The following is a 10,811-nucleotide window of genomic DNA, read 5'->3' on the forward strand; positions in this document are numbered from 1 at the left end:
AAATTAATATCCGTAAATAATGGACGGAATGCACGATGGAGTTGATAGCCTGCGAAGACGGAAAATGACGGAGCCGATCACGCCCACTGACGCTCTGGGTTAACCTTCTCGAATTGCAACTCTTGAGGGAATATATCGACAATCGCGCGAGTTGGCCGAAATATCCCGTATTGTTACGGTTTCGAATGTTAACCATGATAAAGCCGCGGTTGCGCCAGAATGGGGCATGCCACAGCTCAGCAACAGCCTTTCTGACGATCGCGCCGGCCCGGTTCCGGCCACGAAAGTTAACGACCACGGCGTCGCGGTGGCCCGTGAGGGGGCGCTCGCGGCGGAGCCCTGCGATGATCAGGACTCACTGGCGCTGGCGCGCCAGCTCAACGGCTCGCTCACGGCCCTGATGCTCTACATGGGCGAGATCAAGCAGCGCAGCGACGAGATTGCCCGCAGTCCCGGTGAGCGCCGGCACGTGCAGATCGTGGTCGACAACGCGCTGCTGCAGACCGAGCGCGTGTGCGCCCTCGTGAACAAGATTTCCGGTGCGCAGCGCCAGTTCGGTCCGCTGTCGCGCATGGGCTCCGGGCGTGACCAGGAGCCCGCGCCGGCTGCAGCTTCCGTGCGCTCCGGACGTGCCAGCAAATCGCTGACCCCGCGCGAGCGCGAGGTTCTGAAGCTGATCAGCGATGGCCATTCGAACAAGGAAGGGGCATTGCGGATGGGCATCAGCCCTCGCACCTTCGAGAGCCATCGGGCCGAGGCCATGCGCAAGCTCGGCGCGCGCAACACCGCCGAGCTGGTCCGCGCGGCGCTTCTCAACCAGATCGGATGACCGTCGGCACGGGGGCGGGGCGCGCCCGTGCAGCGGGTTGAGCTCGTCGTCATGTGCTGACGTACTCCGCCGAGAGCCCGATCAGGTCCGTTGCACGAACGGATCGGGGTCCGGCTCGCAGTACGATCAGAAATAGTCCTCTGCGAAAGGACGAACGCGGGAGGTCGGCCGCAGCGGCGCCTGGGCCTTTGGCGGCGTCGGCACGATGGTAATGGTCCAACGCGGCGGTACGCTTGCTTCCTTTTCCATCACGGAACGGACGTGGCCGGTGATCGTCGCGCCACCGGATTTCACGGTCGCGGTCCGGCCGTTGAACTGCGCAATTCGGAAACGCCTGACTTCCTTCTGGTCGGCGGTTTCAAAAGTAAACATGGGACACATCTCCTATGTGACCGCAGTCTCGCAGCTCATGATTAGTTGATTGTGAAAATCGTGAGCCGTAGAAGTACGGCGTCAACCCATTGGTAGGGAATATGAAGATCGCGTTCTGCGAATCTCGCCCATGAACGCCCTGTTCGTCATCTCGGCCCCGTCTCGGCGACGACGAACGCTCGATATGCGCCGGCGCGATGCCGTGGCTGAGCGTGCGTTCAGTACTGCAGCTCCTGGGCCTTCGCGGCGGAGTAGGCGGCGTCGATGTTGTCGAGCAGCTCGGAGTATTCCTTGGGAGAGAGGCGCGGTGCACTTTTCTCCAGCGCGAGCGCAAAGGTCGCCAGACGCCTGTAGCCGAAGGTCCCGGCGGCGCTCTTCAGCGAATGCGCCTCGCGGCCGATCTTGATGCGGTCGCCATCCAGCGACAGTTTGCGGAACAGCTTCAGCCGCGCATCCGTCTCGCTGAAGAACACATCGCGGATCTCCTGCGCGGCATCGTCTCCGATCTCTCCGACCAGCTCCGCATAGGCTTCGCGATCGAGCGCAGGCTCGGGAGCAACCTCCGTGTCGGCAGAGAGGTCGGCCGGCCCGGCGTCCTGCTCGGCCGGCACCAGCGGAGCTGTGTCGGACGCCGCCATCTCCACGACCGGCGTGGGGGCCGGCAGCACGCGCAGGATGGCTTCCACGAGTGCCTTCTTGCGCGCGGGCTTGACGACGAAGTCGTTCATCCCGGCCTCGCGGCAGGCGCGGATGTCCTCCATGAATGCGTTCGCGGTGAAGGCGATGATCGGCACGTTGGAGCGGCGCTCGCCCCGCGCACGAATGGTCCGGGTCGCCTGGAAGCCGTCCATCTCGGGCATGCGGACGTCCATCAGGATCAGGTCGTAGTTGAAGCGGCTGGCGGCGGTGACGGCCTCGGCGCCGTCGCACGCCGTGTCGGTCTGGATGTCGAAATCCTTGAGCATCTTGGTGGCGACGAGCCGATTGGTCGGATTGTCGTCGACCACCAGCACGCGCAATGGCCTGCCGAACGCCGCGATGCGGTTCTGCAGCGAGGCGTAGATGCTGTCATCGTTCTGCTCGGGCACCGCCACGGCCTCGGCGATCGGCAGCGTCAGGCGGAACGAGAAGGTGGAGCCGCTGCCCAGCGTCGAGGTCACCTTGATCTCGCCGCCCATCTGCTCGGTGAGGCGCTTGCAAATGGCAAGCCCCAGTCCTGAGCCGCCGAAGCGCCGGCTGATCGAGTTGTCGGCCTGCACGAAATTCGCAAACAGCGAGCCGATCTTGTCGGCGGCGATGCCGATGCCCGTGTCGGTCACGGTCCACTCGACCGTCGCCTTCTCGTCATCCTTTTCGATGCAGCGCGTGGTGATGACGACTTCGCCCGACGAGGTGAACTTGACCGCGTTTGACACGAGGTTGAGCAGAATCTGACGAATGCGGCCGGCATCGCCCACCAGCGCCGGCGGCACCGTGGGATCGCTGACGTTCCTGAGCTTCAGATCCTTGGCGGAGGCGCGCGGCCCGATGATGCTCAGCGTGTTGTGGACCAGGGCTTCCGCGGAGAATGCGATGTCCTCGAGCGACAGCTGGCCGGACTCGAGCTTGGAGAAGTCGAGGATGTCGTTGAGGATCTCGAGCAGATTGTCGCCGGCATTGTGGATCGCGACCACCGAGCGGCGCTGCTCCGGGTCGAGGTTGGTTTCCAGCAGCGTAGTGGCGAGGCCGAGCACCGCATTCATCGGCGTGCGGATCTCGTGGCTCATCATGGCGACGAAGGTGGATTTCGCGGCATTGGCGGCCTCGGCCGCTTCGATCAGGTGCTCGTGGCGTTCCCACCAGCGCGAGATCAGGACCGCCGCGGCGAGCACGGCCATTGCGCTCACCAGCGATACGAGGACCAGCAGCGTGGCCATGGCGCGCCAGGCCTTCAGGACGTCGTGCTCGAACACCGACACGACGATCATCGCGGGATAGTTGGGCAGCATCCTCGCCGCCCGCAGGCGCATCTCGCCCGTCCTGGCGGAGGGCTCGCGCAGCACACCGCCGGCCGACAGTGCGCGCTGTCCGAAGCCGGAGGTCGGCTTGCCGATCTCGCTCGTGGGCGGGAAATGCGCGAGCAGCGTGCCATCCTCGCGCACCAGCGACACGGCGGCTTCGAGACCGAGCGCGGTGGAGCCGAAGAAGTTCTCCAGGTAGGGCACGGACATGGCGCCGAGCATCATGCCCATGAACTCACCCTTCGAATCGTCCAGACGTCGGGCGAAATAGATGTTCCAGGTGCCGTCGCCGCGATTTTGCACCGGCGTGCTGACGAAGGTCTGCAGTGCCGGATCGCCCTTCAGCGCCTTGAAGTAGTCGCGATCGGCGATGTTGACGTCGGGGATCGGCCAATAGCGGGAGAAGTTCAGGAGCTTGCCTTGCGCGTCAATCAAGGTGACCGCATCGATCTGCGGCAATCCGGCGATCTTCTCCTTGAGCAGGAGATGCGTCTGGTAGTCGGAGGCGACCTTGCGGTACGCCGCGGCGTCGATGGCGCCGCCGCGTGCAAGATAATCGCGCACGCTGGTGAGTACGAGGTCGACCGACTTCACCGAGCGGTCGGCATTCTCGGCGAGAGTAAGGCTGTGTCGGCTGAGATCTTCCTCGGCGTGCTGAAGCGCGTTCTCGCGCAGATTGGTCAGGAAGAACAGGTTGCTGCCGGCAATGACGCAGATGAGGATGAGCGCGATCGCGGCAGGCGCCCCCAGAAAACGTTTCTTGTTGCTCATTGTCTGCTACCAGCCCGCCGCTCTGACCAGCCTCTGGCGGTCGGTGTCGTGTGCGATCTGCTTCAACGTCTGTCGGAGCAGCGTCAGATTGATCGGCTTGGAGAAGGGGGGGTAGACGTTCAGTTCGAGAAAGTTCGCGATACGGACGGAAGCGTAGAGCGCGTCTTCCTCGGAGGCGCTGATGATCAGCACCGGACCACGAAATTTCAGCTCCGCGAGGCGATCCAGAACCTCGGTGCCGGATCGCTCGCCCAGCGAGAGATCGAGCGTCACGCAGTCGAAATGTCTCTTCTGCAACACGGCGGACGCAGCGTCGACCGAGTTGACGCCGGTCGTGTTGAAGCCGGCCTGAGCCGCGATCTTCCGCAGAATGGACAGATGCACTTCGGCATCTTCGATCACGAGGAGTTCGTTGCGCATGAATTCCCTGTCCCGCAGCCGGCTTGGAGCGTTATCGGCAAGCAGCGTTTTGTCTAACGGCCGGCTCTGACCCCCTCGTAAATTTTGGTTTCCGTACAACTACGGAGGAGGAGCGCACGGGGCACGCGATCGGCGCAGGGACCTCGGAGATCCCGAAGGCGCCGCTCGCTTAAACAAAACGGCCGGACTCCCGGTCCGGCCGTTGGACATCACATTCCGGAACGCCCGTGCTATTCGGCCGGCCCGAACACGGCTTCCATCTTGGTCTTGAGCGTCGCAGCGTTGAACGGCTTGACGATATAGTTGCTCACGCCGGCCTTCTTGGCGGCAATGACGTTCTCGGTCTTGGATTCGGCCGTGATCATGATGAACGGCGTCTTCGACAGCTCCGGGCTGGCGCGCACCTCGCGCAGCAGGTCGTAGCCGGTCATCGGTTCCATGTTCCAGTCGGAGATCACCAGGCCGTACTTCTTTGCCTGCATCTTGGCGAGCGCGGCCGATCCATCGCTGGCGTCGTCGACGTTCTCGAATCCGAGCTGCTTCAGCAGGTTGCGGATGATCCGAATCATAGTGGCGTAGTCATCGACCACCAGGATCGGCATCGACAGATCAAAGGCCATGTCATTACTCCGCGCGTTTGGTCAAAAGCCGAACACGGGCGAGATATATCAGCACGAACATTATTCGACGCTTCTTGGAACTCGCGCTCGTCAGCACATCGACAATTATCAGCGCCCGTTGAACAGCGCGTTAATTCCGTCGGGGCGAACGGGGGCGATCATGCCTTGAGCCGTAGTTGTACGGACTCTTCGGTGAGGCGGCCCGTCCACAACCGGCAGGCGAGCGAGGCTGCCCGGACAGGCGAGGCTGCTCAGGGCAGACAGCGCGGGCGCACCAGCTTCTCGTACTGACCCTTGACGGCGCCGTAGCATTCGCAGGCCGTCTTCTTCAGGCCCTCCAGGTCGATGATCTCGATATGGCCGCGGCTATAGTGGATGAAGTCGGCCTGCTGCAGCGTGCTCGCCACCAGCGACACGCTGTTGCGTCGTGCGCCGATCATCTGGGCCAGAGATTCCTGGGTGATGTAGAGCTTGTTGCCGCCAGAAAGATCGTGCGTCTGCAGCAGGCAGCGCGCCAGCCGCGACTCGACCGTGTGGGCGGCATTGCAACCGGCCGTCTGCTGGCTCTGCACGTAGATGGCAAGCGCATGCTGCAGCATCTGCGAGCGGAAGGTCGCGCTTTGCTCCGCAGCGGTCCGCACCCGATCGATGTCGACGACGGAGGCGACACCGGGCACGAGAACGGCCGCACTGTTGAGCACCACCGGATCACCCCCAGCAAGCAGCGACATGCTGCCGAAGAAGCTGTCGCGCCCGATCATGGCGACCTGAACGCGCTCGCCGCGTGCAAGGTTGACGACGAGCGAGATGACGCCGCGATGGGGGAAGTAGATGCGCGGAAGCTTCTCGCCGACCTCGGCGAGCACCGAGTCCTGCACGAGATCGACGGTCCGCAGATAGGGGCGGATCAGCTCGAAATCGTCGTCAGCCAATGACGACAGGAAGCCGTTCGGAGAACGCAAGCTGGGGTCCAAAGCCATCTCCTGCATTGCAGTCACAGAGCCTCTCGGATCTCAATGCACTCATGGTTCCATAAAGCCGCGTCCCGGCCGCTGACAAGAAGAATTACCAGGTAAGATTCCCAGTAGCAGTGGCTGGTTCCTGCTGTGCTCGTTGTTGTGCAGACATCTCGCGGATGCATCGACGTTCTTACCTCTCGACCCTCGCGTTGAGGTGATTTGATGGAGCGCAGCCTGTATACAAGCGGGAGCCAAGCTTGGCGCCCGCGCCGCCAGCCCCGGGCTGCCAAGCGGCGATGACCGACAAGCGGCGATGACCGAAGAGGCTCGTCCGCCTCTGGATCTGGTCGCTCCAATGAGCGCTGGGGACCCAGCCGGCTCCAGCCCTGATTGACAGCCGACATCTTGAGGCCAAAATCGCTAACAAGCGCGCTGATTCGTTGACGGATCTTTTTCTGTCGGATGCAACTCTCGTCCTGAATGGCTGGCATCGGCCCGGCTCCTATTTCCCGTGATGACGATCGCTCGTCGTGATGGGAGCGAGGTTCTCAGGCTCCTGGTGCGTCCAGCCGGAGCGCGATCGATGGTCGGCAACGACGGTGAAATCCCATGGCGAAGCCGAGCACGGCAGCGGAGCCGGCCCGTGTGCGTTCTGTCGGCAACCCGCCATCCTCCCCAACAGGTAGCTTAGGACTCATGGCGCTTTCTCATCATCAAGTGGCCGGCCAGCCTTCCTCGAATACGAGCGTCGAGGCCGCTGAGCCGGCGATGCACGACGTCAATCCGGGCTTGGCGATCGTTGGTCAGGTCGCCGGCGGCCTTCTGCACGACTTCAACAACATTCTCACCGTGATCACGGGCACCATCGACATTCTCGCCGAGGCCGTCGAGGACAGGCCTGAGCTTGCAGCCGTTGCGCGCCTGATCGACGAGGCGGCGACGCGTGGTGCACGATTGACCTCGCAGCTTCTGTCGTTTGCGAGAGGGCGCCCGCCGCGTCCATGTATCGTCGAGCTCGCCGAACTGCTGACCGACGTCGGAAGGCTGCTTCGGCCGACGCTCGGGACCGAGGTCGAGGTCACCACGTCTGTAGCCGCGGATGTCCCGGCCGTGTTCGTCGATCCCGGCCAGCTGATGGCCGCGTTGCTGTGTCTCGGAATCACGGCGCGCAACGGCATGGATGCCGGAGGCAAGATCGACATCGAGGCGATGAGGACGGGCTCGCATGCATCGGACGGCGGCTCCGATCGCGACGCAGTGATCGTGCTGCGCGCGTCGGCGATTGGGGAAGGCGCCAGGCGGCCCGAGGCGATGTTTCACGACATCCGGATGGTCGAGGATTTCGTCAGGCGGTCCAACGGACGCCTGGAGCTCAAGGAGCCGCACGGCGAAGCCGCCAGCGTCGAGATCAGTCTCCCGCGTGCGGATCGAGAACCATCCTCGTCGGCTCTCCTGCCCAGTTCATAGTTACCGTCGTCCTAACGAGGGAGGCGCATCGCTGGCAAACGCCGCGAGCGAGCGCGCCAGTTTCGCGGGAATTTGCCGACTTCACCCGCAATTGACGGAATTGATTAGCAGCCAATTAGGATTAACCGCGGTCGCCGGGCGCGCCCGCCGCCGTTCGCGGCTCAATTTAACGAACGGGTAGGATTCCGGGGACCAGTCTGCCCCGTCGCCGACAGAACGGTTCGGCGAGCACTACTCATGTTCATCCAGAAGGGAATGACAATGTCAGGTATCGTACTCTCTGCGTCGGTTCGCCAGAACCTGCTCTCGCTGCAGTCGACGGCTCAGCTCCTCGCCACCACGCAGAACAACCTCTCCACGGGCAAGAAGGTCAACTCGGCGCTCGACAATCCGACCAACTTCTTCACCGCCCAGGGTCTCGACAACCGCGCTTCCGACATCTCCAACCTGCTCGATGGTATCGGCAACGGCGTGCAGGTCCTGCAGGCCGCCAACACCGGCATCACCTCGCTGCAGAAGCTCGTCGACAGCGCCAAGTCGATCGCCAACCAGGTCTTGCAGAGCGCGGTGGGTTACTCCACCAAGTCGAACGTGACCTCGGCGGCTCTGACCGGTGCGACCGCCACCGACCTGCTGGGCTCCAGCTCGACGGCTGTGACCGGCTCTGCCGTGAACAACGACAACACCTCGAGCGCAGTGGCGATCACCGGCTCGACCAAGCTGTCGGGCACGGCGGGTACCGCGTCGAACAACCTCGCCACCGGTATCACCTCGGGTGAGACGCTGGTCGTCAACGGCACCACCTTCACCGTCGTCACCGGCACGTCCTCGACTGGCACCGGCATCGGCATCGGCGGCGGCGTCAGCAACCTGCTGTCGGCGATCCAGACCCAGACCGGCGTCACCGCGTCGATCACCGCAGGTGCGATCACCCTGACGCCGCCGGCGGCAGGATTGACGCTCTCGGGCAGCAGCGGCACCTTGGCCAAGCTCGGGTTGACTGCCGTCGGCGACGGCTTGTCAGGACAGACGTTGACGGTCGGCGCCACAGGAGGTGGCACGGCGACCAGTATCACGTTCGGCCTGGGCACAGGACAGGTCAAGTCGTTGAACGACCTCAACGAGAAGCTCGCAGCCAACAACCTGCAGGCCACCGTCGACTCGTCCACCGGCAAGATCACGCTCACCACCACCAACGACGCGGCCTCGGCCACGATCGGCACGATCGGTGGCACGGCGGCAGCATCGAGCCAGGCCTTCAACGGTCTGACCGCGGCGGCTCCGGTGGCTGATACGACCGCGCAGACGCAGCGCGCGAGCCTGGTCTCCCAGTACAACAACGTGCTGGCGCAGATCAACACGACCGCGGCTGACGCTTCGTTCAACGGCATCAACCTGCTGAACGGCGACACGCTGAAGCTGACCTTCAACGAAACCGGCAAGTCGACGCTGTCGATCACCGGTGTCACGTTCAACTCGGCGGGCCTCGGCCTCTCGACGTTGACCTCGGGCACCGACTTCCTCGACAACAACTCGGCGAACAAGGTCATCGGTGTGCTCAACTCGGCGAGCTCCACGCTGCGCAACGAGGCCTCCACGCTGGGTTCGAACCTGTCGGTCGTGCAGGTCCGTCAGGACTTCAACGAGAACCTGATCAACGTGCTGCAGACCGGTTCGTCGACCCTGACGCTGGCCGACACCAACGAGGAAGCGGCCAACAGCCAGGCGCTGTCGACCCGCCAGTCGATCGCGGTGTCCGCGCTGTCGCTCGCCAACCAGTCGCAGGCGAGCGTGCTGCAGCTGCTGCGCTAAGGCGCGGGCGGCACTCATCATCATCGGAGGCGGCGGGGCTGGTCCCCGCCGCTTTCGGCTAGACGATCCGGGATTCACGCCGGGCTCGATCGAAATCGACGGATGCTGCAGGCAAGCGCGGCGAGCGAGTGCAACGGCAGTCTCGTGTCGACGAGAGCGCAGCCTGCCGGCGATGCCGCTCCCGAAAGGAGACTCCCGAGAGGAGACCTGGGCCATGCCCTTGCGGGTCGAGCTGAAGCCTTTCGAACGAATCGTGATCGGCGACAGCGTGATCGTGAATTCGAACACACGCGCGCGCTTCATTGTCGAAGGCGATGCGCCGATCCTTCGCGAACGTGACACCGTCACCGCGGAAACGGCCGATACGCCGGCCAAGCGCCTCTATCTCTGCGTCCAGACGATGTATTTGAAGAACGACGCGATCCGCTATCGCGCGTCCTATCTCGCCTGCATGAACGAGCTGCGCAGAGCGCTTCCGGAAGCCGACGGCCAGGCTGAGGCCGTGGACCGCCATGTCACGGAAGGCGCGCTCTACAAGGCGTTGAAAGAGATCAGGACGTTGATCGAGCGCGAGAGCTTGGCCGTTGTTCAGGCCGAAGCGGTGACCTGAGTCCGGCGGCAGCCAGAGCGAAGGCGCGAGGTCTTCGGCATCGGTCTCGTCCGTATTAGCACGGACATTAAAATTAACGGGACGGAGAAAGGCCCCGCCTAACGATGGCAGCGAGGAAAGTCCGTTGAGCCGAGCGACGGGCGGTTTGATCCGCACGCCTTGGCGAAAGCACTGGACCGACCGTCGCTCTGACAGGATCAGCGATCGAGCCGCGATCGCAGCGCCAATTCTTGGAAGGCCAGTTTCATGGATGATCTGTTGCGTGAGTTCTTGACGGAGACCAGCGAGAGCCTGGATACCGTCGACAATCAGTTGGTGCGGTTCGAGCAGGAGCCGAACAACGCCAAGATCCTGGATAACATCTTCCGCCTGGTGCACACGATCAAGGGGACCTGCGGCTTCCTCGGCCTGCCGCGACTCGAAGCGCTGGCGCATGCTGCCGAAACCCTGATGGGCAAATTCCGCGACGGCATGCCGGTGACCGGCGAGGCCGTCACGCTGATCCTGACCACGATCGACCGAATCAAGGACCTGCTCGGACAGCTCGAGGCCAATGAGGCCGAGCCCGAAGGCGAGGACCGCGACCTCATCAGCGAGCTCGAGGCGATGGTCGAGCGCGGCATGGCCGCGATGGCCGCCGGTGAGGCTGCGCCGCCGGTCGCGCCCGCGGCTCCGGCCGCGCCGCCGGCGCCTGCGGTGACGCAGGGCTCGCTGATCGACCAGACGCTGGAACGTCCGCTGCGTCCGGGCGAAGTCTCGCTCGACGAGCTGGAGCGCGCCTTCCGCGAGACCGCGATCGAGACCCCGCCCGCGCATGAGAAGGCGCCCGAGCCCAAGCCCGTCGAGAAAGCGGCTGCGCCGAAGGCCGAGCCCGCCAAGGCCGAGCCGAAGAAGGCGGCGAGGGCCAAGGCCAATGCCGACGGCGAGGTGCACGAGAACGACAAGGTCGCC

General features: G+C 63.8%; 10 protein-coding genes. 5 read left to right on the forward strand and 5 right to left on the reverse strand.

Going from position 1 to position 10,811, the window contains the following annotated elements; all coding sequences use genetic code 11:
* The first annotated feature begins 226 nt into the window (after positions 1-226).
* Positions 227-829 carry a response regulator transcription factor gene (locus tag HL666_RS26330; RefSeq protein ID WP_172184430.1) on the forward strand — a complete coding sequence of 201 codons (603 nt, stop codon included), beginning with the start codon at positions 227-229 and terminating at the stop codon, positions 827-829.
* A gap of 126 nt (positions 830-955) precedes the next feature.
* On the opposite strand, the gene HL666_RS26335 is transcribed toward HL666_RS26330, so the two are convergent.
* The 5 genes from HL666_RS26335 to HL666_RS26355 form a co-directional block, all read right to left on the reverse strand.
* Complete coding sequence (locus HL666_RS26335) at positions 956-1,201, reverse strand: hypothetical protein (protein ID WP_172112836.1); 246 nt, start codon at positions 1,199-1,201, stop codon at positions 956-958.
* A gap of 218 nt (positions 1,202-1,419) precedes the next feature.
* Positions 1,420-3,972: a hybrid sensor histidine kinase/response regulator gene (locus HL666_RS26340; RefSeq protein WP_172184404.1), complete on the reverse strand. Its 2,553-nt coding sequence runs from the start codon at positions 3,970-3,972 to the stop codon at positions 1,420-1,422.
* 6 nt (positions 3,973-3,978) lie between these two features.
* Entirely contained in the window at positions 3,979-4,392 is a 414-nt protein-coding gene (locus tag HL666_RS26345) for a response regulator (RefSeq protein WP_172112834.1), read from the reverse strand.
* A gap of 230 nt (positions 4,393-4,622) precedes the next feature.
* The gene (locus tag HL666_RS26350; protein WP_006614400.1) at positions 4,623-5,012 is read right to left on the reverse strand and encodes a response regulator; all 390 of its coding nucleotides are present in this window, start codon (positions 5,010-5,012) and stop codon (positions 4,623-4,625) included.
* Between the two features lie 251 nt (positions 5,013-5,263).
* On the reverse strand, positions 5,264-5,986 hold the full coding sequence (locus HL666_RS26355; protein WP_172133609.1) for a Crp/Fnr family transcriptional regulator: 723 nt from the start codon (positions 5,984-5,986) through the stop codon (positions 5,264-5,266).
* Positions 5,987-6,667: 681 nt separating this feature from the next.
* On the opposite strand from HL666_RS26355, the gene HL666_RS26360 reads away from it, so the two are divergent.
* From HL666_RS26360 to HL666_RS26375, 4 genes are all read left to right on the forward strand, one after another.
* Positions 6,668-7,438, forward strand: a complete 771-nt coding sequence (locus HL666_RS26360) for a histidine kinase dimerization/phospho-acceptor domain-containing protein (RefSeq protein WP_172112832.1) — start codon at positions 6,668-6,670, stop codon at positions 7,436-7,438.
* A 261-nt stretch (positions 7,439-7,699) separates the two neighbouring features.
* Positions 7,700-9,250, forward strand: coding sequence for a flagellin N-terminal helical domain-containing protein (locus HL666_RS26365; RefSeq protein ID WP_172184406.1), 1,551 nt, complete (start codon positions 7,700-7,702; stop codon positions 9,248-9,250).
* 214 nt (positions 9,251-9,464) lie between these two features.
* Positions 9,465-9,860: a flagellar biosynthesis repressor FlbT gene (gene flbT / locus HL666_RS26370; RefSeq protein ID WP_172115615.1), complete on the forward strand. Its 396-nt coding sequence runs from the start codon at positions 9,465-9,467 to the stop codon at positions 9,858-9,860.
* Between the two features lie 246 nt (positions 9,861-10,106).
* On the forward strand, positions 10,107-10,811 hold a 705-nt coding region (locus HL666_RS26375), incomplete at its 3' end, for an Hpt domain-containing protein (RefSeq protein WP_172184408.1).

The organism is Bradyrhizobium aeschynomenes (genome assembly GCF_013178945.1).
Lineage (GTDB): Bacteria > Pseudomonadota > Alphaproteobacteria > Rhizobiales > Xanthobacteraceae > Bradyrhizobium > Bradyrhizobium aeschynomenes.